At 68.1% G+C, this 22,652-nt stretch carries 22 protein-coding genes, 1 tRNA gene and 1 pseudogene; 7 read left to right on the top strand and 17 right to left on the bottom strand.

Annotation, left to right across the window (positions count from 1 at the left end; genetic code table 11):
* Positions 1-65 precede the first annotated feature (65 nt).
* Both ABDC25_RS13825 and ABDC25_RS13820 read right to left on the bottom strand, forming a co-directional pair.
* Complete coding sequence (locus ABDC25_RS13825) at positions 66-1,760, bottom strand: ATP-binding protein (RefSeq protein WP_347123222.1); 1,695 nt, start codon at positions 1,758-1,760, stop codon at positions 66-68.
* A gap of 61 nt (positions 1,761-1,821) precedes the next feature.
* On the bottom strand, positions 1,822-2,514 hold the full coding sequence (locus ABDC25_RS13820; RefSeq protein WP_021199050.1) for a response regulator transcription factor: 693 nt from the start codon (positions 2,512-2,514) through the stop codon (positions 1,822-1,824).
* 175 nt (positions 2,515-2,689) lie between these two features.
* Here ABDC25_RS13820 and ABDC25_RS13815 point away from each other — a divergent pair, with 175 nt between their 5' ends.
* Complete coding sequence (locus ABDC25_RS13815) at positions 2,690-3,739, top strand: type II CAAX endopeptidase family protein (RefSeq protein WP_021199049.1); 1,050 nt, start codon at positions 2,690-2,692, stop codon at positions 3,737-3,739.
* 10 nt (positions 3,740-3,749) lie between these two features.
* Here ABDC25_RS13815 and ABDC25_RS13810 read toward each other — a convergent pair whose 3' ends face one another.
* Genes ABDC25_RS13810 through ABDC25_RS13800 form a run of 3 tightly spaced genes read right to left on the bottom strand, consistent with a single transcriptional unit; the run spans position 3,750 to position 7,422 of the window.
* Positions 3,750-5,390: a DNA repair helicase XPB gene (locus ABDC25_RS13810; protein ID WP_292762336.1), complete on the bottom strand. Its 1,641-nt coding sequence runs from the start codon at positions 5,388-5,390 to the stop codon at positions 3,750-3,752.
* Between the two features lie 36 nt (positions 5,391-5,426).
* Entirely contained in the window at positions 5,427-7,136 is a 1,710-nt protein-coding gene (locus ABDC25_RS13805) for a helicase-associated domain-containing protein (RefSeq protein ID WP_167255751.1), read from the bottom strand.
* Positions 7,137-7,146: 10 nt separating this feature from the next.
* Positions 7,147-7,422, bottom strand: coding sequence for a hypothetical protein (locus tag ABDC25_RS13800; RefSeq protein WP_021200011.1), 276 nt, complete (start codon positions 7,420-7,422; stop codon positions 7,147-7,149).
* Positions 7,423-7,539: 117 nt separating this feature from the next.
* Between ABDC25_RS13800 and ABDC25_RS13795 the strand changes: the two genes are divergently transcribed.
* A complete protein-coding gene (locus tag ABDC25_RS13795; RefSeq protein ID WP_021200010.1) occupies positions 7,540-7,920 on the top strand; it encodes a cold shock domain-containing protein in 381 nt (126 codons plus the stop codon).
* Entirely contained in the window at positions 7,904-8,524 is a 621-nt protein-coding gene (locus ABDC25_RS13790; RefSeq protein WP_347123218.1) for a DUF3027 domain-containing protein, read from the top strand. Before ABDC25_RS13795 ends, ABDC25_RS13790 begins: the two co-directional genes overlap by 17 nt.
* Positions 8,525-8,534: 10 nt before the next feature.
* Here the strand turns inward: ABDC25_RS13790 and serC are convergent, their stop codons facing one another.
* The gene (gene serC / locus ABDC25_RS13785; RefSeq protein ID WP_029258663.1) at positions 8,535-9,647 is read right to left on the bottom strand and encodes a phosphoserine transaminase; all 1,113 of its coding nucleotides are present in this window, start codon (positions 9,645-9,647) and stop codon (positions 8,535-8,537) included.
* Between the two features lie 100 nt (positions 9,648-9,747).
* Here serC and ABDC25_RS13780 point away from each other — a divergent pair, with 100 nt between their 5' ends.
* The 3 genes from ABDC25_RS13780 (at position 9,748) to ABDC25_RS13770 (ending at position 12,364) form a co-directional block, all read left to right on the top strand.
* Positions 9,748-10,449, top strand: a complete 702-nt coding sequence (locus ABDC25_RS13780; protein ID WP_021200007.1) for a metal-dependent transcriptional regulator — start codon at positions 9,748-9,750, stop codon at positions 10,447-10,449.
* Between the two features lie 361 nt (positions 10,450-10,810).
* Entirely contained in the window at positions 10,811-11,557 is a 747-nt protein-coding gene (locus ABDC25_RS13775; protein WP_036271506.1) for a M23 family metallopeptidase, read from the top strand.
* A gap of 309 nt (positions 11,558-11,866) precedes the next feature.
* Positions 11,867-12,364, top strand: a complete 498-nt coding sequence (locus ABDC25_RS13770; protein ID WP_029258662.1) for an HNH endonuclease — start codon at positions 11,867-11,869, stop codon at positions 12,362-12,364.
* A 46-nt stretch (positions 12,365-12,410) separates the two neighbouring features.
* On the opposite strand, the gene ABDC25_RS13765 is transcribed toward ABDC25_RS13770, so the two are convergent.
* The 9 genes and pseudogenes from ABDC25_RS13765 to idi all read right to left on the bottom strand — a co-directional run bounded on the left by ABDC25_RS13765 (position 12,411) and on the right by idi (position 20,423).
* Positions 12,411-12,483: transfer RNA gene (locus tag ABDC25_RS13765), tRNA-Arg, on the bottom strand.
* A 40-nt stretch (positions 12,484-12,523) separates the two neighbouring features.
* Positions 12,524-14,710, bottom strand: a complete 2,187-nt coding sequence (locus ABDC25_RS13760; RefSeq protein WP_347123215.1) for an MMPL family transporter — start codon at positions 14,708-14,710, stop codon at positions 12,524-12,526.
* A gap of 27 nt (positions 14,711-14,737) precedes the next feature.
* Complete coding sequence (locus tag ABDC25_RS13755) at positions 14,738-15,631, bottom strand: prenyltransferase (RefSeq protein WP_021200003.1); 894 nt, start codon at positions 15,629-15,631, stop codon at positions 14,738-14,740.
* Positions 15,628-15,972, bottom strand: coding sequence for a lycopene cyclase domain-containing protein (locus tag ABDC25_RS13750; RefSeq protein WP_347123213.1), 345 nt, complete (start codon positions 15,970-15,972; stop codon positions 15,628-15,630). The genes ABDC25_RS13755 and ABDC25_RS13750 overlap by 4 nt, the downstream gene beginning before the upstream one ends.
* A complete protein-coding gene (locus tag ABDC25_RS13745) occupies positions 15,969-16,316 on the bottom strand; it encodes a lycopene cyclase domain-containing protein (RefSeq protein WP_347123211.1) in 348 nt (115 codons plus the stop codon). Before ABDC25_RS13745 ends, ABDC25_RS13750 begins: the two co-directional genes overlap by 4 nt.
* A pseudogene (gene crtI / locus ABDC25_RS13740) lies at positions 16,316-17,968 on the bottom strand (phytoene desaturase family protein); the annotation flags it as partial. The pseudogene crtI and the gene ABDC25_RS13745, both read right to left, overlap by 1 nt.
* Positions 17,914-18,822 carry a squalene/phytoene synthase family protein gene (locus tag ABDC25_RS13735; protein ID WP_167255757.1) on the bottom strand — a complete coding sequence of 303 codons (909 nt, stop codon included), beginning with the start codon at positions 18,820-18,822 and terminating at the stop codon, positions 17,914-17,916. The gene ABDC25_RS13735 and the pseudogene crtI, both read right to left, overlap by 55 nt.
* Positions 18,819-19,898 carry a polyprenyl synthetase family protein gene (locus tag ABDC25_RS13730; protein WP_029258656.1) on the bottom strand — a complete coding sequence of 360 codons (1,080 nt, stop codon included), beginning with the start codon at positions 19,896-19,898 and terminating at the stop codon, positions 18,819-18,821. The genes ABDC25_RS13735 and ABDC25_RS13730 overlap by 4 nt, the downstream gene beginning before the upstream one ends.
* 3 nt (positions 19,899-19,901) lie before the next feature.
* Positions 19,902-20,423 (bottom strand): isopentenyl-diphosphate Delta-isomerase, encoded by a 522-nt coding sequence (idi, locus tag ABDC25_RS13725; RefSeq protein WP_029258655.1) that lies wholly within the window; start codon positions 20,421-20,423, stop codon positions 19,902-19,904.
* 88 nt (positions 20,424-20,511) lie between these two features.
* On the opposite strand from idi, the gene ABDC25_RS13720 reads away from it, so the two are divergent.
* Entirely contained in the window at positions 20,512-21,159 is a 648-nt protein-coding gene (locus ABDC25_RS13720) for a MarR family transcriptional regulator (protein ID WP_347123208.1), read from the top strand.
* A gap of 45 nt (positions 21,160-21,204) precedes the next feature.
* Here the strand turns inward: ABDC25_RS13720 and ABDC25_RS13715 are convergent, their stop codons facing one another.
* Both ABDC25_RS13715 and ABDC25_RS13710 read right to left on the bottom strand, forming a co-directional pair.
* A complete protein-coding gene (locus tag ABDC25_RS13715) occupies positions 21,205-21,549 on the bottom strand; it encodes an Lsr2 family protein (RefSeq protein ID WP_029258653.1) in 345 nt (114 codons plus the stop codon).
* A 97-nt stretch (positions 21,550-21,646) separates the two neighbouring features.
* Positions 21,647-22,504: a LuxR C-terminal-related transcriptional regulator gene (locus tag ABDC25_RS13710; protein WP_021199994.1), complete on the bottom strand. Its 858-nt coding sequence runs from the start codon at positions 22,502-22,504 to the stop codon at positions 21,647-21,649.
* Positions 22,505-22,652: the final 148 nt, after the last annotated feature.

Genomic DNA, 22,652 nt, shown 5'->3' with positions numbered 1-22,652 from the left:
GTGCGCTGTGAGCAACGGGGCAGCCGGGCAGGCGGTGCAGAAAGCGCCCGGCGTCGGAACGGCCGCTACGGCAGGTCGAGTCGATCCAGAGGCTGCGTGTCTTCGAGGAGATGCGCAGGCGTGGCGCGCGCCGGTGCGAGCGGGAGAGTCACAGTGAACGTCGCACCCCCACCCGGAGTCTCCGATACATCGACGCCGCCGTGGAGCGCTTTCAGGATCGACGCGACGATCGCGAGTCCGAGGCCGGAGCCTCCGGTCTCCCGCGCGCGGGAGGTGTCGGCACGCCAGAAGCGTTCGAAGATCTGCTCCCGGATCTGCGGCGGGATGCCCTCGCCGTGATCGACGATCGCGATGCTCGCGGTGCCGGCCGCCCGGTCGGAGTCGACCACGAGCTCGATCGGCCCGTCCTCGGGGGAGAAGCGGCGCGCATTGCCCAGGAGATTCGTGACGACCTGGCGGACCTTGTTCTCTTCGCCGAGCACGATCGGCGGGGTGCGCACGGGCAGATCGGGAACTTCGGTGAAGTCGATCGCGGGAGTCTGGTCCGGCTGCCGTGGGCGTCGGCGAAGACGCGAGAGCGTGGCTCGGGAGAGGCCTCGCGGCGTCGGCGGCTGCGGCGGTTGGAGCGGTGGGATCTCGTGCAAAGGTACCGCGGTCTTGCTGTCCGCGGTGCGGTCGATCACCGTCACGGTCCGGCCGGGGGCCGCGGCACGCAGATCGAGCGCTGCATCCCGCGCGATCGGCCGTAGGTCGAGGGGGACGATCTCCGGTTCGCGCTCCTCGTCGAGCCGGGCGAGAGCGAGGAGGTCCTCCACCAGGACCCCCATCCTGATCGCTTCCTTCTCGATGCGCTCCATGGCCCGCGCCGTGTCCTCCTCGCCCTTGATCGCGCCCATGCGGTAGAGCTCCGCGTAGCCGCGCACGCTCACCAGGGGGGTGCGCAGCTCGTGGCTCGCATCGCCGATGAAGCGCCGCATGTGCTGCACGGTGCGGTCCCGCTGTGCGAGCGAGCGATCGACCCGGTCGAGCATCGTGTTGATGGCGGTGTTCAGCCGGCCGACCTCGGTGGTCGGCTCGAGGTCGGTCAGCCGCTGCCGGAAGTCGCCGGCCGCGATCGACATGGCGGTGGCCTCGACCTGACCGAGCCTGCGGAACGTGAGTGTCACGAGCCCGCGCGTGAGCAGTGCGGCGATCAGGATCGTGATCAGGGCGATCGAGATGTAGATGCCGAAGTACTGGCTGATGATGCGATCGGCGGGTGCGAGAGGAAGAGCGACCAACTGGATGCGCAGGACACCGCCTTCCGAGGGGACGACGGCGACCGCCGCGTGGAACAGCTCGCCTTCGGCTCCCGTCATCTCGAGCGGGATCTGATCCGTGTTGGCGGTCGCCTTCGCGAGCGAGTACTGCGAGGGGAAGAGAGGCGCCTGGCCTGAAGTGCCTCGTGCTGTGGCGCGGAGTTCACCCGTCGCATCGTAGATCGCGAAGGAGAAGTCTCGAGGCTGCTCATCGCGCGGGCTGTAGGTGGTGACGCCGTCGACCGTCACCGTGTCGAAGTAGCGGTCGACGAGATCGCTCGAGACCAGGGCGGGCAACTGGGCATCGATGTTCGCGACCAGGGCGTTGCGCAGGATCGGCACCGTGCCGATACCCGCGACGAGCAGCCCGAGCGCCAGCACCGCCACCGTGACGCCGGTGACCTTGGCCCGAAGGCTGATGCGCCGCCACCAGCTGGTGACCGCATCGGGCTTGTGCGCCATGCGGTCCTCCCCGGTGCGGCGGCTGCGCCGCGAGGCGGCGTCGTTGGTGGTGCGGTGGTCGTCAGACCGTCTTGCCGACCTTCAGCATGTAGCCGAAGCCGCGCTTGGTCTGGATGAGCGACTCCTCGGTGTGCGGGTCGATCTTGCGACGCAGGTAGGAGATGTAACTCTCGACGATGCCGGCGTCACCGTTGAAGTCGTACTCCCACACGTGGTCGAGGATCTGCGCCTTCGACAGCACGCGGTTGGGGTTGAGCATCAGGTAGCGCAGCAGCTTGAACTCGGTCGGGCTCAGCTCGATCGGTTCCTTGCCGACATGAACGTCGTGCGTGTCCTGGTCCATGGACAGCTCGCCGGCGCGGATGATCGACTCCTCGTCGGCCTGCATCGTACGGCGGAGAATGGCCTGAGCCCTGGCGACGATCTCGTCGAGGCTGAAGGGCTTGGTGACGTAGTCGTCGCCACCCGCGTTGAGTCCCTCGATCTTGTCCTCGGTGCCGTCCTTCGCCGTGAGGAACAGGATGGGCGCCGTGAATCCCGCACCGCGGAGGCGCTTGGTCACGCTGAACCCGTTCATGTCGGGCAGCATGACGTCCAGGATGATGAGGTCGGGTTCCTCTTCGAGGACGGCCGAGATCGTGGCGGCGCCGTTGGCGACCGTCTTCACCTGGAATCCGGCGAAGCTGAGACCCGTGGAGAGCAGGTCGCGGATGTTGGGTTCGTCGTCGACGACCAGGATGCGCGGAGCAGTCATGTCCCCATTATGGTGACTTCGGCCATGGGGATGCTGACTATTGTGCGGAACGGCGTGGAGTCGCCCCTTCGGGAAGCGTGCGCACGCATCCTCCGATGCTGTGTGCACAGTCCGTAGGAGCGAGATCGTCCCGGGGGTGGATGCGCCGCACAGGTGCACGGGGGAGGATCGATGCATGAGCTGGAACGAGGACGTCACCGTCGCCCCCGGAAGCCCTGAAGCCCCCGGAAGCCCCGTCGCCCTGCCGGACGCGCCTGATGTCGATCAGGTCGCCTATCATCGGCTGGCGCATCTGCGTCCGCGGTATCGCTGGTGGCGCATGCTGCTGACCGGACTCGTCGGCATCGCCCTCTACGTCGCGATCCTCGTGATCGTGATCGTGCCGTTGGCCATCGTGTCGATGTTCGTCCCCGGGTGGGGTGTCGAATCGCAGACGCTCCTCGCCACCTCGCAGTTCTTCGACCTCGACCGGCCGTGGCTGCTCGTCGCACTGGTGCTGCCGCTGATCCTGATGATCCCCGCACTGCTGCTGGCCTCGCGCATGGTGGAGGGTCGCGGTGTGGGGCTGCTGTCATCGGTCACCGGACGGCTGCGGATGGGGTGGCTCGGAAAGAGCCTGCTGCTGGCGCTCGCCGTGTTCGCCGTCTACTTCGTTGCGGTGCTGGGTTGGTCGGCCCTGAGCGGCGATGCGGTCGTCGCGGACTTCTCCCACCCCGGGCTCTGGACGATGGTGCTGCTCGTGCTGCTGCTCATCCCTTTTCAAGCCGCCGCGGAGGAGTATGTGTTCCGCGGATACCTGATGCAGTTGGTCGGGAGCTGGCTCCGTCATCCCGCCTTCGCGATCCTGCTGCCCGTGCCGCTGTTCGTGCTCGGTCACGGCTACGACATCTGGGGCGCGGCGAGCGTGGGCATGTTCGCGATCGTCGCCGCCTGGCTGACCTGGCGTACGGGGGGACTCGAAGCCGCGATCTCCCTGCACATCGTCAACAACGTGCTCATCTTCCTGCTCGGATCCGTCACGCTGGTCGATGCCAACGCGACTTCGGGGACCGCCGTCGACCTGCTCGCCTCGGCACTGGCCATGGTCGTCTACGCCCTGCTCGCCGACCGCTGGGCTGCAAGGCTCGGGATCGCACGCACGGCCCGGGCCGCATCCGCGCCGGCCGGAGTGCTCGGAACCCATCGACTGGGCGGCGTACTGCACGGCCGCACCACCGGAGCATGATCTCCCGAGGTCAGGCAGCGATCGCGTCCGAGTCCATGATCGTGTAGCTGTAGCCCTGCTCGGCCAGGAAGCGCTGACGGTTCTGGGCGTAGTCCTGGTCGATGGTGTCGCGGGCCACGAGGGTGTAGAAGCTCGCGGTGTGGCCCGACTGCTTCGGGCGCAGCAGGCGGCCCAGACGCTGGGCTTCCTCCTGACGCGATCCGAACGACCCGGACACCTGGATCGCGACGGAAGCCTCGGGAAGGTCGATCGAGAAGTTCGCCACTTTCGACACCACGAGCAGCGAGATGTCGCCTTCACGGAACGCACGGTAGAGCTCTTCGCGCTCGTCGACCGGGGTCGCGCCGGTGATCTGCGGGGCGTTCAGGGCCTCGGAGAGCGACTCGAGCTGATCGAGGTACTGCCCGATCACGAGGATGCGTTCGCCCTCGTGCTTCGCGATGAGCTCGCGCACGGCCTGGACCTTCGCCGGGGCGGACGCCGCGAGACGATACCGCTCATCGTCGGTCGCCGCGGCGTACTCGAGCCGGTCGTCCGGCGGCAGATCGACGCGCACCTCGTAGCAGGCGGCGGGGGAGATGAAGCCCTGCGCTTCGATCTGCTTCCAGGGGGCGTCGAAGCGCTTCGGGCCGATCAGGCTGAAGACGTCGCCCTCGCGACCGTCCTCGCGCACGAGGGTGGCGGTGAGGCCGATGCGGCGGCGCGCCTGCAAGTCGGCGGTCAGCTTGAAAACCGGCGCGGGGAGCAGGTGGACCTCGTCGTACACGATGAGCCCCCAGTCGAGCGCGTCGAGCAACGCCAGGTGGGCGTACTCGCCTTTGCGCTTCGCGGTGAGGATCTGGTAGGTCGCGATGGTGACGGGCTTGACCTCTTTCGCCTGGCCCGAGTACTCGCCGATCTCCTCGGGGGTCAGACTGGTGCGCTTGAGCAGTTCGTCGCGCCACTGCCGCGCCGACACCGTGTTCGTGACGAGGATCAGCGTCGTCGTCTTGGTCGCGGCCATCGCGCCGGCGCCCACGATCGTCTTGCCGGCACCGCAGGGCAGCACGACCACGCCCGATCCGTCCTTCGCGAAGGCGTCGACGGCATCCTGCTGGTAGGGACGGATGTGCCAGCCGTCCTCGGCGAGGTCGATCTCGTGCGGGGTGCCCGGGGTGTATCCGGCGAGGTCTTCGGCGGGCCAGCCGATCTTCAACAGCTCCTGTTTGATCTGCCCGCGCGCCCAGGCATCGACGACGAACGTCTCCGGTGTCGGGTGCCCGATGAGCAGCGGCTGGATGCGCTTGTTGTTCGCGACCTGCGCCAGCACCGCGGGGTCGGAGGAGCGCAGGATGAGCGTTCCCTCCTCATCGCGTTCGATGACCAGACGCCCGTAACGGTTGACGGTCTCGCGCAGATCGACGGAAACCGAGGGGGGCACCGGGAAGCGCGACCAGCGGTCCAGAGTCTCGAGCATGTCCTCGGCGGTGTGCCCTGCGGCGCGGGCGTTCCACAGACCCAGACGCGTGATCCGGTACGTGTGGATGTGCTCGGGAGCCCGTTCCAGTTCGGCGAAGATCGCCAGTTCATGCCGGGCGCTCTCGGCATCGGCATGGGCGACTTCGAGCAGCACGGTGCGATCGCTCTGGACGATCAGGGGGCCATCAGACATAGCTCACCAGTTTAGCGGTCGTGCGGGGTGCGAGGCCTATGACGCGACGATCGTCGCTGTGAGGATGCTCGACACGGGAAGTGTCCGTTCGACATCGGCTGCACGGTCGCGCCCGCGGAGTCGGCCACCGCCCATCCCGGTCGCTTCCAGGAGGAGCTGTCGGGTGGACCCGTCCGGCATCCCCACCGTGACTTCGAGGACCGACTTCGCCCGCACGGCCGCTTCGAGCTCGCGGTCGAGCCACGCGGCGTCGGCATCGGGCCCCTGGTGGGACCGGAGCCGCGTGATCAGCGGCATGAGGTCTGTGGAGTCTCCGCTCGGAGCGGGGGCAGGGGGAGCGGGGTGGCGCTCCCGCACCAGGAGGGATCCGTCGGGGCCGACGAGCGTCGCGGGGTACCGCGCGTCCGTGAGAGCCCAGTACACCGTGTCGCGTCCGACGCGTGTGGTCAGGGAATCGAGATGCGCCGACAGGGCCAGCGGACGCAGCGACTGGTCCACCGCCATCGCCTGGATGAGGTGAGCGTCGGAGCTCTCGATCCGCGTGCGGCCGGTCTCGTCGTCCGTCGAGACGCGGACCAATCCGTGACGCTGCGCTGTCTGCGCGATCAGGTAGCCGAGGGGCTGCGGGATTCCCGTGAGGGAGACGGAGGTGAGGAAATCGAGGATCGACGCCTCGGTCTCGCCGGCGACGAACGCGTGCGCCACGGACTCGGAGGTGAAACGGTACGACGACGCCTGGGCCGCGGACTCACGGGCGGCGATCGTGCGCAGCCGCACATCCAGCGCCGGCTGCAGCGGACCCGGTGCGATCGCGGTCAGGTCGTTCTGCAGGAAGATGCGATCGACCTCGGCCGGCAGCAGTCGCGCGAGAGCCTCGGCCTCCGCGTCGCCTCCGCGTCGCAGGCTCACCGCCCATGCGGGTTCGGTGCCGTCTTCGGCGATCAGGCCGAGGAGCGCGGCCGCATCCTGCAGGACGTGCGCACGCTCGGCCCAGGTGGGATCCCAGGGGTGGGCGAACGGCCAGGCCTCCGGAGGAACCCATCCGCCGCCTGCGGAACGGACACCACGGGGAAGGGCGTCCCGGAATGCGGTGACCAAGACAGCCCATCGGTCCGCTGCCGACGAACGCAGCCATTCCTCTGCGGACTGGCTCGATCGCAGCCGCCGGTCCGCGGACACGGCGAGCCCGGCCTGGAGGGCGATCGCGGCGAGGGTGTCGACGATCTCGGTGGGGACGCCGGCCTCCGCCAGCTGGCGCTTCTCACCCGCGCTGACGCCGCCGCCGGTGAGGAGGGCGAAGGGGCTCTCCCTCGCGATCAGGAGCAGGTCGGCGAGGACGGCCACTGTCGTGAAGGCCCGCTCCGCCGCGTGCGCCGCGGCGGTCTCCGAGGACGGAGACGCCGGTGCCGCGGCGGGCGGGAGGGGGATCGAGCGCCCGGCGATCGCGGTCACGACCGGTGGATAGGGGGTGCCGTCCGGGCGGAGCAGTGCGAGCGCCGTCAGCTGTTCCCGGTCCCGCCCGGCTTCGCCGCCGGACGCGGCGTCGAGCAACGCGCGCGCTTCGGATGCCGTGAGCGCGGGCAGGACACGCGACAGCGACGCCGGATCGAGCAGTGCCTCGGCGGCGTCGAAGAAGTCGTGCCACGGGGCGTCGGCGCGCACGGCCCGTGCCGCGAAGAGGCGGAGGAGGTCTTCGTCGCGCGCCGCCGCCAGCCAATCGGCCAGCGGTCGCGCGTGAGTGCTCATGGGCGTGGCCTCAGGAACGCGACGACGCGCGGCCCTTCCGGATGAAGCTCATCGTCAGGAGCGTGATGATCATGAGGAACGCCACCGGCAGTCCCCAATAGGGGATCGCGGCGATCACGGGCCAGATACCCTCGCCGAATGCGGCCTGCCCCATCCCGAGCGCCGTGCCGATGATGATCGCGAAGAAGCACACCACTGACGCGGCGGCGATTCCGAGCGCGGTGAACGCCAGGATGCGATCCAGCCGGCGGATGGGAACCTCCGGTTCCGAGTTCTGCGTGCTCATCCGCATCAGCCTACTCGCACTGAGGCTTCTGCTCTGCGCGCGCCGCGACCGGTAGGCTGGGGACACGCGCACGAGCGCGTCCACTGTTCTGCATATCGATCTCAGCGAGGTTCTCCCATGCCCACCGGCAAGGTCAGGTTCTACGACGAAGACAAGGGTTTCGGCTTCATCGCCAGCGATGACGGCCAGGACGTCTTCCTGCACGCCTCCGCGATGCCTGCCGGCACCGCGGTGAAGGCCGGTGCGCGCGTGGAGTTCGGCGTGGCCGACGGCAAGCGCGGGCTGCAGGCGCTGTCGGTACGTGTGCTCGAAGCGCCGCCCAGCCTCTCGAAGGCCAAGCGCAAGCCGGCTGACGACATGGCCATCATCGTCGAGGACCTCGTGAAGCTCCTCGACGGCATCGGCGGGGATCTGCGCCGTGGACGCTACCCCTCCTCCGCTCAGGGTCGCAAGATCGCGGCCGTCCTGCGCAAGGTCGCTGATGACCTCGAAGCCTGACGCCGACGCGCGTCTCCTCGACGCCCATGATCTCGCGCTGGCCGCGCTGGCCGAGATCACTCCGGCGTCCACCGTCGGCCCCGCCGCCGGATATCTCGCCGAGGACGACGGGTCGGTGTCGCTGCGCTTCGAGAACCGGCTCGCCGGCTACCCGGGGTGGTACTGGACGGTGACCGTCGCTCGCGTCGAAGGCGAGGAACCGACGGTACTCGAGGTCGAGCTCCTTCCCGGTGACGGCGCTCTCCTGGCCCCGGAGTGGGTGCCGTGGGCCGAGCGTCTCGCCGAGTACCGCGCGCATCAGGTCGAACTCGCCGAGGCGGCCGCCGCCGCCGGGGGCGACGCGGTCGGCGAGGTAGCGCTCGACGCCGACGAGGACGGTGTCCTCGAGGACGACGACCTCGACGATGACGATGACGATGACGATGACGACGGTGAGGCCGACATCCTGCACGCCGGCGACCTGGACGGCGTCGATATCGACGAACTCGATGAGGGCGCCGCCGACGACGAAGAGTCGGAAGACGAAGAGTCGGAAGAAGAAGAGTCCGACGACGACGCCGACGCCCTCGATGAGGACGCCGGCGAGGTCGACGAGGAGGAGTGACGCCGGGCGCTCAGGCGCCCAGGTTCTCCAGGACATACTCGATCGATCGGGTCAGTTGGCGCACGTCATCCGGCTCGATCGAGACGAACGTCGCCACCCGCAGCTGGTTGCGCCCGAGCTTCCGATACGGCTCCGTGTCGACGATGCCGTTGGCGCGGAGGGCCTTGGCGATCGCCGCGGCGTCGATGCTGTCGTCGAAGTCGATCGTCGCGACCACGGGGGAGCGGTGCGACGCGTCCGTGACGAAGGGCGTGGCGACCGAAGACGCCTCGGCCCAGTCGTACAGAACCGAAGACGACTCGGAGGTGCGTGCGGCCGCCCAGCCGAGCCCGCCGTTGTCGAGGATCCAGCGGAGCTGGTTGTCGAGGAGGTGCAGGGTCGTGAGCGCGGGGGTGTTCAGCGTCTGGTTGAGGCGCGAGTTGTCGACCGCGTTCTTCAGGCTCAGGAACTCCGGGATGTAGCGACCCGATGCCGCGATGCGCTCGATGCGCTCGACGGCAGCCGGCGAGACCGCGGCGAACCACAGGCCGCCGTCGGAGCCGAGGTTCTTCTGCGGCGCGAAGTAGTACACGTCGGCCTGAGCGGCGTCGAAGTCGATGCCTCCCGCGGCACTCGTCGCATCGATGACGGTCAGGGCGCCGTCGGCGGCGATGCGCTGGATCGGAGCGGCGACGCCGGTCGAGGTCTCGTTGTGCGGCCAGGCGTACACATCCACGCCCTCCACGACCTCGGCGACGGTGAGCGAACCGGGCTCGGCCTTGCGCACATCGGGCGCCTCGAGCCAGGGGGCGCCTGCGGAAGCGGCGAACTTCCCGCCGAACTCGCCGAAGACGAGGTTCTGGCTGCGCTGCTCGATGAGGCCGAAGGCCGCAGCGTCCCAGAAGGCCGTCGATCCGCCGTTGCCCAGGATGATCTCGTATCCCTCGGGAATGCGGAACAGAGCGGCGAGCTGCTCGCGGATGCTGCCGACGAGGTTCTTCACGGGCGCCTGTCGATGGGATGTCCCCAGGATCGAGGCTCCCGACGTGACCAGCGCCTCGAGCTGCGCAGGGCGCACCTTCGAGGGACCGCAGCCGAAGCGGCCGTCGATGGGCAGGAGGTCACGGGGAATCTCGATCGCCATGCGTCGATTCTAGGGGGCGCCCGGCATGTCTCCGGACCGCAGCGAGTCCGATGTCGGTCCGGGAATGTAGGCTTGCCTAAGAACCTCGGAGGGCCTGCACATGACCGACCTGATCGACACCACGGAGATGTACCTCCGCACCATCCTCGAACTCGAGGAGGAGAACATCGTGCCGCTGCGCGCGCGCATCTCCGAGCGCCTCGGCCACTCGGGGCCGACCGTGTCGCAGACCGTCGGTCGGATGGAGCGCGACGGGCTCGTCATCGTCTCGGAAGACCGCACGCTCGAGCTCACCGACGCCGGCCGTCGCAAGGCGGTCGACGTGATGCGCAAGCACCGTCTCGCCGAGCGTCTGCTCTCCGATGTGATCGGACTCGACTGGGCGTTCGTGCATGAAGAGGCCTGCCGGTGGGAGCACGTGATGAGCGAGCAGGTGGAACGTCGCCTGGTAGAGCTGCTCGGACACCCGACGGAATCGCCGTACGGCAACCCGATCCCCGGTCTCGACCAGCTCGGCGACGTGCCGGCGCGCACCTTCGACGAGGGGGTCATCGGTCTCGTCCAGCGTCTCAATGCGGCGGGGGAACCGGTCGAGGGCACGGTCCGTCGTCTCGCCGAGCCCGCGCAGGTCGATCCCGAGCTTCTCGAGCAGCTGCGCGATGCGGGAGTCGTTCCCGGAGCGCACGGCGACTTCCGCTTCAGCGAGGGTTACGTGCTCATCCAGATGGACGGCAAGGAAGACGGCCTCGAGCTCCCGGTGGAGCTGGCATCGCACATCTTCCTGGTGGGCGAACCGGCCTGATCCCGCGAGGAATCCGGGTGCGACACCGCCACGCAGACGGGGGGTCGCGGGCTTCTGCGAGGATTGCCAGTTTCCCAGGGTGACATGATCGTTATCTTCCGGTAACCTCGATCAAGTCGCCAGCGAAGAAGCCCGCTGGAGATGAACCCGCGAAGATCGCCTTCCAGGCTCGTCGTCTTCACGGCAGGAACGCACAAAGTACCCGAGCTACATTCGTGCCACGAGAGCAGAGTGCCGACGAGCCAGCGCTGACCCGAACAGCGTGAGGGCCCAGGAGGACCAAGTTTTGGCCGCAGACATCGAACCGCCCGCGAAGAAGACATCTGAAGACCGCGTACCCGCCCGCCGCACCGGCGCGAGGGTGAGTGCTCGCAAGGCCGTCAAGCCACTCCGATCCATCGCCATCTTCGGGGCCGTCGGCGCACTCGTCGCCGGCATCGCCCTGCCCGCTTTCGCCTCGTCGAAGCCGAGCGAGGCTGCGCCGACGACCGTGCAGCAGCTTGCTGCCGTCGACGCACAGTCGCTCGTCGTCGCCTCCCAGGCCACCGCGGCGCCGCTCGCTCGCGGCACGTTCAGTGCGACGACTCCCGAGGAGATCGCGAAGAAGAAGGCAGAAGAGGCTGCTGCCGCCCGTGCCGCTGCCGCTGCCGCTTCCACCGCATCGACTTCCTCCCGCTTCAACACCGCGGGCTACGCGCTCACGTCGCCGGGATCGGGTGAGGTGCGCTATCCGCTTCCGATGGGATCGTGGAACGTCAGCCGTACCGTGGGCGGTGGGCACAACGGTGCCGACATGCTCGCCCCGGCCGGCACCCCGATCTACGCGGCTGCCGCCGGTGTGGTCCGCGCCTCCGCCGAGAGCATCGGCGGCTACGGCGTGGCCGTGATGCTCGACAGCGTCGTGGGTGGTCAGCGTCTGCAGACCACGTACGGCCACATGCTCTATGGTTCGCGTCAGGTACAGGTCGGCCAGACGGTCTCCGCCGGACAGCTGATCGGCTACGTCGGCAGCACCGGTCGCTCGACCGCGAACCACCTCCACTTCGAGGTCTGGATCAACGGCGGACTCGTCGAGCCGATGTCCTGGCTCTCCGTCAACGCCGGCTGATTTCCGGACACGCCTCCTTCCATTCATCCGCCGTTTCGCCCTGCACCCAGGGGGATGGGTTAGCCTGATCCCGTTGTCGTACAGGTGGGAGAGGCTGATGGAGCGAATACCGACCATCCGAACCATGGATGCCCTCGGTCGTCACGTCCTTCTGCATAGCCCGCAGGGATGCCACGGCGTTGCCGTGCGCGAAAGGCGCTGTCTTTAGACGGCGCCTTTTTTCGTCCCCGCGTTCGATCTGCCTCCTGCACGACCTCGTGTGAGTCGAGAGTGCCGGGAAGCCGTCCCGGCGGATCGAGAGGATGACGAATGCGCACACTGGTCCTGAATGCCGGATACGAACCGCTCGCGATCGTGTCGTTCAAACGAGCCCTGGTGCTGGTGATGAACGACAAGGCGACCGTGATCGAACGCGTGGAGGAAGACCCCGTCTGGGGCACCCACGGCGTCTACGATCGCCCGGCGGTCATCATCCTGGCGCGTTATGTGCGGGTTCCGACGAGCAGGCGCGTGCCGGTCACGCGTCGCGGTGTGCTGCGCCGCGATAACCACCGCTGCGGTTACTGCGGCAAGGCGGCGTCGACGATCGATCACGTGCTGCCGCGTTCGCGCGGGGGAGCGGACTCCTGGGAGAACCTCGTCGCCTGCTGCCTCCGCTGCAACAACGTCAAGAGCGATCGCACACCGCAGGAGATGCGCTGGCAGTTGCGCTTCACTCCGCGTCCTCCGCACGGCACCGCCTGGACGGTGCGGGGGACCGAACGCAGCGATCCACGGTGGGAGCCCTACCTGGCGCTCGCCGCCTGAGACGTCGAAGAGGGGCCACCCTTCGGATGGCCCCTCTTCGACGTCGTGCCCGCGACAGGATTCGAACCTGCGACCTGCCCTTTAGGAGAGGGCTGCTCTATCCCCTGAGCTACGAGGGCGTGCACCCAGTCTAAGCGACCGGATGCACGCCGCCACGTCTCAGTCCTCTCCGCGCCGCCACAGCTTCGACGGCCACCAGATGGCTTTGCCGATGTCGTAGGTCAGGGCGGGAACCAGCAGCGAGCGGACGACGAAGGTGTCGAGGAGCACGCCGAAGGCCACGATGAAGGCCAGCTGCACGAGGAAGAGGATCGGGATCACCGACAGTGCGGCGAAGGTCGCGGCGAGGACGAGACCCGCCGAGGTGATCACCCCGCCCGTGATCGAGAGCCCACGCAGGATGCCCTCCCGAGTCCCGTGCGCCTTCGATTCCTCACGGACGCGCGTCATGAGGAAGATGTTGTAGTCGATGCCGAGCGCGACGAGGAACACGAACCCGAAGAGCGGAACCGCGGGGTCGGCGCCAGGGAACGCGAAGATCCCGTTGAAGACGAGGGCGGAGACCCCCATCGCCGTGCCGAAGGAAAGCACCGTCGTGAGGATCAGCAGCACCGGCGCGAGGATCGACCGCAGCAGCAGCATCAGGATGAACATGATCACCACGAGGATCACCGGGATGATGAGGTTCCGGTCGTGGATCGATGCATCGTTCGTGTCGATCGACGTGGCCGTGACACCGCCTACGAGCGCGCCCATGCCGTCGAGTTCGCCACGCAGCTCGCGCACGGTCGACGCGGCGGCGGCGGAGTCGGCGGCATCGGTCAGGGTGCCCTGCAGGAGCACCTCTCCGTCGACCGTCGTCGGCTCGGGTGCGGGCGTGCCGGGTGCTCCGATCGCCGAGATGCCGTCCTCGGTGACGGGGGCGCTGCCGCTGGGCGAGTCGGCGGCCGTCACGGAGACCCCGTCGACACCGTCGTTCGCGAGCAGGACGTCAGCCGCATCCTGCAGCCGATCCTCCTTCACCACCACGTATACGGGGCTTCCGGATCCACCGGGGAAGTGCTCGCCGAGCGCGACCTGTCCGTCGCGGGCCTCCGACGCGCCGAGCACCAGGTCGGACTGCGGCACGCCATCGGCGTCGAGCTGGGTGATGCCCGCCGCCCCAGCCAGGAGCACGAGCGTCGTCACGATCCAGATCACCCGTGGACGGCGCTTGATGAGGCCGGCGAGACGTGCCCACAGGCCCGTCGTGCGCATACCGTGCTCGGCCGCGACGACCTCCGGTTCGAAGCGGGGGCGTCGCGGCCAGAACACCGCGCGGCCGAAGAGCAGCAGCAGCGACGGCAACAGGGTGAGAGCCGAGAGCATCGCGAACACGATGCCGATCGCCGCGACCGGCCCCAGGGTGCTGTTCGACTTCAGATCGCTGAGCAGCAGACAGAGGAGTCCGGCGATCACGGTGCCGCCCGACGCGACGATCGGTTCGACCGAGCCCTTCCATGCCGCCATGACCGCCGTTCCCTTGTCCTGCGCGACGCGCAGTTCCTCTCGGAAACGCGCGACGAACAGCAGCGCGTAATCGGTGGCGGCGCCGATCACGAGGATGAAGAGGATCCCCTGTGTCTGACCGCTGAGCAGCAGCACCTCGAACTTCGCCAGCCGCCACACCACGAGCAGAGCGACGCAGAGGGCGAACAGGCTCGTCGACAGCACGACGAGTGGCAGGAGGAACGATCGGTAGACCAGCACCAGGATGACGAGGACCGCGAGGAGGGCGACGCCGAGGAGCAGCCCGTCGATGCCGGCGAAACCGGCCACCAGGTCGGCGCTGAAGCCAGCGGGTCCTGTGATGTACACGGTGACCCCGTCGGGGACCGCGTCGCGCAGTTCCTCGCCGAGAGCCGTCGTCACGTCCGCGAGCTCGGCATCGGCGTCGATCGGGATGAACGCCTGCACCGCCTGCCCGTCATCGGAGGGGAGCGCCGGAGAGACCTCGTCGCCGACGCCTTCCACCTTCGGCGCATTCGCGACGGCGTCGGAGATCGCGTCGATCTCCGACGCCGTGAGCGCGTCGTCGGACGTGAACACGGCGATCGCCGGGATGGAGTCGCTGTCGTTGAACTCCCCGAGAAGCTTCTGCACCTGGGTGGCATCCGCCGATTCGGGGAGGTAGGTCGTCTGCTCGTTGGAGGACACCTCGTCGACCTTGCCGAACAGGGGCCCTCCGAGTGAGGCACCCACCAGCCAGACGAGGATCAGCGCCACAGGGAGGAAGATCCGCGCCCAGGAGTGTCGTCGTGAACGCTCCCTCGCGGGCGGGGTCGGCGTGGCATCGGGGCGGGACATCGGGTTCCTTTCGGGCGGAGGTGGGGGTCAGGAGATCCAGGCGAGGATGAGGATCATCGTCGCGAGGAAGCCGGCGAAGTAGTTCAGGGCGATGAAACGTCGCCAGGCGCGGTTCGTGGAGGCGGAGGTCTCGTCGGTCACGTTCCACCACGGCGCCGCGTTGACGATGTAGGGCAGCGCGAGGGCGGCGGCGAGCGTGCCCGGCCAGGGGGTCAGCAGCATCGCCGCCCCCGCGATCACCCACAGCGACACCGACAGTCGCACCGTCGCGCGTGCGCCGATGACCGTCGCGATAGACGAGATCCCGGCTTCCCGGTCAGGGCCGATGTCCTGCACAGCTCCGAAGGCGTGGGCGGCCATGCCCCACAGGAAGAAGGCGCCGAGCGTGATCGCCGCGCCGACGGTCACGGGCGCCTCGGCCAGGGCGAGCCCGACGATGGCGGGGCTCACGAAGTGCGTACTGGAGGTGACGGAATCCAGGAACGGGCGCTCCTTGAATCGGAGGACAGGCGCGGAGTAGGCGATGACCGCGAACACGCTGACCGTCAGCCAGAGCCACGACGCCGGGTTTCCCACCACGACGAGGTAGACCAGGAAAGGGATGTTGGTCGCCGCGGCCGTCCACAGCGTCGCTCGATGGATGCGAGGGGCGAGGAGAGCCCCTTCGATGCCGCCCTTGCGCGGGTTCGCCAGATCGGAGGCGTAGTCGAAGACATCGTTGATCCCGTACATCGCGAGGTTGTAGGGGATCAGGAAGTACAGCGTGCCGATCACGAATGTCAGATCGATCTCGCGGGTGCTGAGGAGGTAGGCGGCGGCGAAGGGGAAGGCGGTGTTGATCCAGCTGATCGGACGCGACGACAGGATGATCTGGGCGATGTCTCGTCCGATGCTGCTCGGCGGAGCTGCGGCGGTGCTCATCGTGAAGTCTCCTCATCGATCGGTCGACGATCGTGCGCCCGCCGCCGGGCACGCATTGCGGTCCACAGGGCCGGGAGGAGCAGCGCCCCCGCGAGCGGATAGGCGAAGTCCTCGATCGGAGCCAGGCCGACGTGCACGCCGAGCAGCGGGTCCTGCGCATAGTGGAACAGGCCGCTCGCGATCATCGCGGTATCGAACGCCGCGGTGAGCACGAACAGCATGACCACGGTCAGCAGCACGGCGAGCGGGCGCGGGCCGCGCGTGCGGGAGGCGAGCGCGAGCCCGATTCCGCCCAACGTGGCGACAGCCACGAAGCAGGCGGAGAGCTGGAGGTAGGTCATGATGCCTCCGCCTCGTCGCGCCGCCGCGCTCGGCGTCGGGAGATGACCCGGGCGGATCCGGTGTAGATCACCATGGTGCACACCACGAGGAACACCAGGAACACGGGTTCCTCGATGGGAAGCTCGGGGGCCAGGAGCAGACCCGACGCGATCGCGCCCTCGCCCCGGAAGAAGATTCCGTTGGCGATGCCCGCCACGTCCCAGAGCAGGAAGAAGACGAGGCCGACGGCCGTGACGGCCGCGGCCGACACCGCGTCGCGCCAGAAGAAGAGGCGGAACCGCCAATCCAGCAGCAGCATGCAGCTCAGCGACAGGAGGAGGGCCGCCAGATACACGACGCCCATCAGGGCGCCTCCGTCATGGCAGCGGAAGAGCCGGGAACGGGGAGCGGGCCGGGGGAGTGGTCGCCGCGGACGCGCTTGAGGACGATCTCCGCACTGATCAGGCACATCGGGACACCGACGCCGGGCGCGGTGGTGGCCCCGGCGTAGAAGAGGCCCTGCACGCGCCGAGAAGTGTTCTGCGCGCGGAACATCGCGCTCTGCGAGAGGATGTGCGCCGGCCCCAGCATTCCTCCGCGCCAGGAGTGATAGTCGTCGCGGAAGTCTGCGGGACCGGTCGTCTCGCGCACGACGATGCGTTCGCGGAGGTCGGGGATCCCCGCCCACGCCGCGATCTGATCGATTGCCGCATCCGCGGCGCGCTCGATCTCGGGCGATCCCGCTCCGTCGGGTCCGCCGTGTCCGAGATCGACGTCCGCCGGGACCGGGATCAGCACGAATAGGTTCTCGCTGCCGGCAGGGGCCACGTCGGGATCCGTTGCGCTCGGCCGGCACACGTAGATCGATGCCGGCTCGGGAACGGTCGGCGTGGCACCGAAGATCGCATCGAAGTTCGCGTCCCAGTCGTCGGTGAAGAACAGGGAGTGGTGCGGCAGCTCGGGGAGTGTGCCGCGAACCCCGAGCATCACGAGGATTCCGCCCGGTCCGCTGGTGCGCCGTGCCCACCACGACTCGGGGTAGGTCTGCAGCGAGGGGGGAAGCAACGCCGTCTCCGTGTGGTGCAGATCGGCTGCCGAGACCACCACATCGGCGCTCTCCGTGTGCGTGGAGCCGGAGGCGTCGACCCAGCCCACGCCGGTCACGTAGGTACCGTCGCCGCCGTCCTGGGTGCGGATTCCGGTGACTTCCGCCCCGGTCTCGATGCGGACCCCCGCGTCGCGCGCCAGCGCCTCGATCCGCTCGATCACCCGCCAGAAGCCGCCCTGCGGATAGCTGACTCCCTGGTCGAGATCGAGGGCGCTCATCAGGTGGTACATCGCCGGCGCGCTTCGCGGGTCGGTGCCGAGGAACACTGCGGGATAGCCCAGGATCTGTCGGACCACGGGGTGCGTGAAGCGCCGGGCCGCGAAGGACTGCAGGCGTGTTCCGAGCAGGGCGGAGAGGCGCGGCAGTGCTCGGAGGACCTCGGGGGCGAGGAGCGAACGCATGCGTGTGAAGGGGTTGTAGAGGAAGTACTTCTGCGCCATCGCTCCGGCATGCTGCGCGGAGTCGAGGTAGGCGTCCAGCGTCGCCGTGGAGCCGGGCTCCAGCGCTTCGAAGAGTCCAGTGACCTGATCGCGTCCTGCGGGGACGGTCACGGGACCGGATCCGCCACCGACCGCATCCGGGTCGCGGAACACCCGGTATCCCGGATCGAGGGGGATGAGATCGAGCTGCGCATCGGTCGTGGTGCCCATCATCTCGAAGAAGTGGTCGAAGACCTCGGGCATCAGATACCAGGACGGCCCGGAGTCGAAACGGAAGCCGTCGCGTTCGATCGTCCCGGCGCGGCCGCCGACGCGATCGTTCTTCTCGAGGATCACGACCTCGTGCCCGTCCCGGGCGAGCAGTCCCGCGGTCGCGAGACCGGCGACTCCGGCACCGATCACCACAACCCGGCTCATCGGTCCCGCTCCATCGCTGTGACGAACACGGACCGCGCGGCGAGAGCGGCTTTGATCGGATCCGGAACGCGTACCCGGCGTCGGTAGAGGACGTCGGCGGGGGTCTGCGCCACACGGCGGGTCAGAGCGGCGAACAGAGCCAGGGCGCTGCGCACCGCCGCGCGGGCGTCCTTCGGCAGCAGGGGGATAGCGTCACGCGCGTCGGCCAGTTGCCGGAACACGGTCTGCACCCATGCGTCCCGGTCAGCATCGGTCAGACGCGCAGCGCCGCCGAGGTAGCCGCGGTGCAGGCGGTCGGTGTCATCGGCGAGGTCGCGCAGGAAGTTCACGTTCTGGAAGGCCGCACCGAGCTGACGGGCGCCGTGCCGCAGCGTCGCGAGGTCTTCGGGCGCACGTTCGGTATCCCGGAGGAACACCCGCAGGCACATGAGACCGACGACTTCGGCGGAGCCGTAGACGTACGCCGCGTGGGCTTCGACGTCATAGGCGGCGAAGCCGGCGTCTTCGTCGATGTCTGCGCGCATCGAGTCGAAGAACGGCTGCGTCAGGTCCTCGCCGATCCCGCACTCGCGCGCGGTCCGCGCGAACGCATGCAGGATGAGATCGCTGCTGTAGCCGCTGCGCATCGAACGATGCGTCTCCGCGATGTAGGAGTCGAGCGCGGCGGATTGCGCGGTCACGTCCAGACCAGCTTCGGCGGCGACGCCGTCGACGATCTCATCGGCGATGCGCACCATCGCGTAGATGTTGCGGACGTGCTGGCGATGACGGCGTCCGAGAAGACGGGTCGCGAGTCCGAACGACGTCGAATAGCTGCGGATGACATCGGTCGTCGCGATCTCCGCCGTGCGGTTGAAGCGCCGGAGGGCGGTGCTGTCCCGACGATCAGCCGCGTCCGCGTTCATCGACTGCGACTTCCGACTCGGGAGGCGAGGGTGCGCAGTACCTGTCCGGCCGCCGGGGGCAGACCATCGGCTTCCGCTTCGAGGAGTGCGGCGTCCGTGGCATCGAGGTGCTCCTGCACCAAGCCTCGGACGAAGGTCTCCGAGCCGCATTCGCGCAGTCGATCACGGGCAGCGGCACCGTCGGTCGGGCTGAGATCCGGTCTTCCGAAGTGCAGTTCGATGTCGTCCCACTGGCTCGTCATGCGGGCGTAGGCGATGATCGCGGTCTCCTTGCCTTCGCGTAGATCCGAGAACGGGTCCTTGCCGTGCTCTTCCGGGTCTCCGAACACGGAGAGCAGGTCATCCTGCAGCTGATAGGCGAGGCCGAGGTGCAACCCGATCATGGCGAGATACTCCTCGGTCGCAGCCGACGAGGCGGCGAGCACCGCCGCAGCGCGCAGCGGGAGCACGAAGGAGTATGTCGACGTCTTGTATGCGCTCGTGGAGAGGATCGTGCGCAGATCGGGGGCGATGATGCCGTCGCTGAGGGCGACGTCGGCGTGCTCGCCGGCCACCGTCTCGAAGATGGTCTGTTCGAGCAGGCCGAGCAGACGATCGCGGGCTTCGGGCATCACGTCCGCTCGGGCGAAGCCCAGCACCGCCGAAGACAGGAGCAGGTCTCCGAGCAGGATCGCGCTCGATCGGGCCCAGTGCAGGGCGGCTTCGGTCGGTCGCGCCGCGTGCTCGGCGACGAGCGCACCGATCAGATTGGGACGCCGTCGTCGCATCAGATCGCCGTCGATGACATCGTCGTGCAGCAGGAAGGCGAAGTGGAGAAGCTCGACATGGGCCGCGACATCGATGGCCGTGCGCGTCTCATCGGCGGTCAGGGGAGCGGGGGCCAACGCGTGCGTCAGATCCAGGAGGAGCCGGGGGCGGATGAGCTTTCCGCCGAGGGCGTGCTCCTCCGCGGCCCGCCACAGCCCCACGAACTCGTTCCCGTACCGCTCTGCGGCGGCGCTCCTCTCGGAGAATCGATGACGCAGCGCCTCCTCGATCCGCGTCGCGAGCGATTCCTCGGTCGTCGTCACGCTCATGCGTCACACCTCGCCGAGTTGTCGCAGCTGCGGCAGCTGCTCCACGAGCCAGGGGCTGAACGCGAAGGGTGCATGCGTGACAGCCTCGATCAGCGAATCGACTTCGACCCAGATCCATTCCGACACCTCATCGGGATTGGCGGCCGGGTCGCCGTCGAGGATCGTGACGTGCACGGGGCAGATCTCGTTCTCGACGATGCCACTCGCATCCACCGCGCGATAGCGGTAGTCGGGGAGTGCCATGCGGATCTCGGTGAGGTGGATGCCGAGCTCGCCGACGCCATGTCGGCGCACGGCCTCGTCCATCGTCTCGTCCGGTCGTGGATGACCGCAGAAGCTGTTCGTCCAGACGCCCGGCCACGTCTTCTTCGCGAGCGCTCGACGAGTGAGGAGCAGCCGCCCCTCCCTGTCGAGGACATAGCAGGAGAAGGCGAGATGCAGGGGAGTGTCTCTCGTGTGGACTTCGCTCTTCGGGAGCGTGCCGAGAGCTGTCCCGTCTTCGGCGAGGAGGGTCACATCGTCCATGGCATCTCCCAGATCTCGAGCGTTCATATTTAGCTAACTTGGTGAGTAGTCAACTTAGCATGAAACTGTTGGTGTGTAACATGATCGCATGACCACGGAGCCCGGCACCAGCCCGCACGCGGGCGCGCAGGATTCGCTCCCCGTCGGCGACGGCGGATCGCGAACGTCCGCGGATACGCCTGACGGGCTCGTCCACTCGGCGATCTACGACGTCGAGGCAAGTGATCCCCGCAGCGTCCTGATCGATCGCAGCGGTGTTCCGCCGGAGGAGTTGAAGCAGATCGCCCGGGTGATGGAGTCGCTCGCCGGACTGCGCGAAGCCGAGCAGGCGCTGTCCCAGGCGTCACGTCGATACATGCGTCTGAATGAGACGGACATGCGTGCGTTGCACTATCTGATCGTGTGCGCGAACCGGAACCTGGTGGCGACACCGGGGGGAATCGCGCACCACCTCGGTGTCTCGACCGCGGCGACCACGAAGCTCCTCGATCGCCTGGAGCAGGGAGGGCACATCACGCGTGCCCCCCACCCCACCGACCGCAGGGCACTGCAGATCTCCATCACCGCGGAGACGCGACGTGCAGCGATGGAGACGGTCGGGCGTCAGCAGGCGAAGCGCTTCTATTCTGCCGCCCGCCTGAGTCCCGCTGAAAGGGAAACCGTGATCCGATTCCTCACGGATATGACGGAGGAGATCACGCTCCGCGACGAAGCCTGGGTGCAGGAAGGGGCGTAAAGTTCCCCCGCTTCAGCAGGGGAACTCGACGATCTCGGTCTGCGATCAGTGCGCCGCGTTGTACGCGTCGACGATCTGCGCGGGAATGCGGCCACGCTCGGAGAGCTTGTGTCCGTTCTCGTTCGCCCACGCGCGGATGGCCGCGACCTCAGGGTTTCGTGCAGGTCGCTTGCGAGTCGATGTCGCGCGCGGAGAATTCGACGAGCCGGCCTTTCGGCCTGCTGCCACATAAGGCGCCAATGCCGAACGCAATTCATCCGCATGCGCGGCATTCAGATCGATCTCGTATGCCGTGCCGTTGAGCGAGAAATGCACCGTCTCGCCTTCGCCCACTTCCAGGACGCTGCCATCGATGTCGTCGACCAGCTGATGCACAATTCTTCTCGCCATGATCGCGACCTTACTCGCTCCGAGGAAATGCGACAAGTTGCGAATAGCGAGCCGCGGTAATGTGACGCGCAATACGCAATAAATCAATTCTGTGTGGTCAGGGGAGAAGTCCGGCGCGGCGAGCCCTCGCCACGGCGGCATGACGAGTCGAGGCGTCGAGTTTCGACATCGCCGTGCCGAGGTAGGCCTTGACGGTCCCCTCGCGCAGACCGAGCTGCGCGGCGATCTCGGCATTCGTCGAACCGAGAGCCGCGCATGCGAGCACATCGGTCTCTCGCGGAGACAGGTGGACGGTGGGGATGGGGCTCGTCGCGGGTGATGCGATGTCGCCGGCGAGGGTCATGAGGCGTCGTTCGACCTGCGCGATCCGGTCGCGGACATCCGCGTCTTCCACGGAGGCGGCGATGCTCCGCAGCTCTGCGAAGCTCTGCCTCAGCTCCTCGCGCTGTGCCGGCGCCACGACCTCGTCGCCGCGCGTGGTCTCCTGCAGACGGCGCTGCACCTCGTCGCGGATGCGCAGCTCATCGGCGACGGCCTGCGCGACCTGCATGGCGGGTGCCGTGGTCACACCGCCCACCCGCTCCTCATCCCATCCGCCGGCGTACAGCACTCCGCGGGAACGGCCGTGGACCACGATCGGCAGCGCGAGAAGGGTGCGCAGGCCCTCGCCGAGGACGAACACGTCGTAGTCGTGCGTGATCTGCTGTGACGACCCGTAGTCGCTCGTCATCCGGGGGCGGAGCTCCATCATGGCCCGCCCGCCGAGCCCGCGCTCGGGTCGCACCCGGAGCCCGTCCAGCGACCGCGTGCGCGCACCGACGATGCTCGTGACGCTCACGACGCCTTCTTCGATGAGACCGCCGAACGCGACGGGGAAGCGCGTCCGCCTGGCGAGCTCGCGCACGGCGTTCGCGACGAGATCCGCCTCGGATTCGCGGGTGACGGGTGAGGACACGACTACCTACTTCCGGGGTGACGCTGTTCCCCGTTTCGTAGCGTCGACGATATCACCCGTGTCATCGTCACCGTCGTCGTCGCGGACGGCGTCGGATCCATCGGCTCCCAGGGGAAGCGTGTGGACCCGGCGGCCTACTCGCCGGGTC

It is taken from the genome of Microbacterium sp. SY138 (assembly GCF_039729145.1).
GTDB lineage: Bacteria > Actinomycetota > Actinomycetes > Actinomycetales > Microbacteriaceae > Microbacterium > Microbacterium maritypicum_A.
This window is presented reverse-complemented; position numbering and strand designations above follow the sequence as displayed.

Excerpts from the sequence above, each read along its gene's own strand:
- ABDC25_RS13825 (WP_347123222.1), bottom strand. The coding sequence starts at position 1,760 with ATGGCGCACAAGCCCGATGCGGTCACCAGCTGGTGGCGGCGCATCAGC.
- ABDC25_RS13820 (WP_021199050.1), bottom strand. The coding sequence starts at position 2,514 with ATGACTGCTCCGCGCATCCTGGTCGTCGACGACGAACCCAACATCCGC.
- ABDC25_RS13815 (WP_021199049.1), top strand. The coding sequence starts at position 2,690 with ATGAGCTGGAACGAGGACGTCACCGTCGCCCCCGGAAGCCCTGAAGCC.
- ABDC25_RS13810 (WP_292762336.1), bottom strand. The coding sequence starts at position 5,390 with ATGTCTGATGGCCCCCTGATCGTCCAGAGCGATCGCACCGTGCTGCTC.
- ABDC25_RS13805 (WP_167255751.1), bottom strand. The coding sequence starts at position 7,136 with ATGAGCACTCACGCGCGACCGCTGGCCGATTGGCTGGCGGCGGCGCGC.
- ABDC25_RS13800 (WP_021200011.1), bottom strand. The coding sequence starts at position 7,422 with ATGAGCACGCAGAACTCGGAACCGGAGGTTCCCATCCGCCGGCTGGAT.
- ABDC25_RS13795 (WP_021200010.1), top strand. The coding sequence starts at position 7,540 with ATGCCCACCGGCAAGGTCAGGTTCTACGACGAAGACAAGGGTTTCGGC.
- ABDC25_RS13790 (WP_347123218.1), top strand. The coding sequence starts at position 7,904 with ATGACCTCGAAGCCTGACGCCGACGCGCGTCTCCTCGACGCCCATGAT.
- serC (WP_029258663.1), bottom strand. The coding sequence starts at position 9,647 with ATGGCGATCGAGATTCCCCGTGACCTCCTGCCCATCGACGGCCGCTTC.
- ABDC25_RS13780 (WP_021200007.1), top strand. The coding sequence starts at position 9,748 with ATGACCGACCTGATCGACACCACGGAGATGTACCTCCGCACCATCCTC.
- ABDC25_RS13770 (WP_029258662.1), top strand. The coding sequence starts at position 11,867 with ATGCGCACACTGGTCCTGAATGCCGGATACGAACCGCTCGCGATCGTG.
- ABDC25_RS13760 (WP_347123215.1), bottom strand. The coding sequence starts at position 14,710 with ATGTCCCGCCCCGATGCCACGCCGACCCCGCCCGCGAGGGAGCGTTCA.
- ABDC25_RS13755 (WP_021200003.1), bottom strand. The coding sequence starts at position 15,631 with ATGAGCACCGCCGCAGCTCCGCCGAGCAGCATCGGACGAGACATCGCC.
- ABDC25_RS13750 (WP_347123213.1), bottom strand. The coding sequence starts at position 15,972 with ATGACCTACCTCCAGCTCTCCGCCTGCTTCGTGGCTGTCGCCACGTTG.
- ABDC25_RS13745 (WP_347123211.1), bottom strand. The coding sequence starts at position 16,316 with ATGGGCGTCGTGTATCTGGCGGCCCTCCTCCTGTCGCTGAGCTGCATG.
- ABDC25_RS13735 (WP_167255757.1), bottom strand. The coding sequence starts at position 18,822 with ATGAACGCGGACGCGGCTGATCGTCGGGACAGCACCGCCCTCCGGCGC.
- ABDC25_RS13730 (WP_029258656.1), bottom strand. The coding sequence starts at position 19,898 with ATGAGCGTGACGACGACCGAGGAATCGCTCGCGACGCGGATCGAGGAG.
- idi (WP_029258655.1), bottom strand. The coding sequence starts at position 20,423 with ATGGACGATGTGACCCTCCTCGCCGAAGACGGGACAGCTCTCGGCACG.
- ABDC25_RS13720 (WP_347123208.1), top strand. The coding sequence starts at position 20,512 with ATGACCACGGAGCCCGGCACCAGCCCGCACGCGGGCGCGCAGGATTCG.
- ABDC25_RS13715 (WP_029258653.1), bottom strand. The coding sequence starts at position 21,549 with ATGGCGAGAAGAATTGTGCATCAGCTGGTCGACGACATCGATGGCAGC.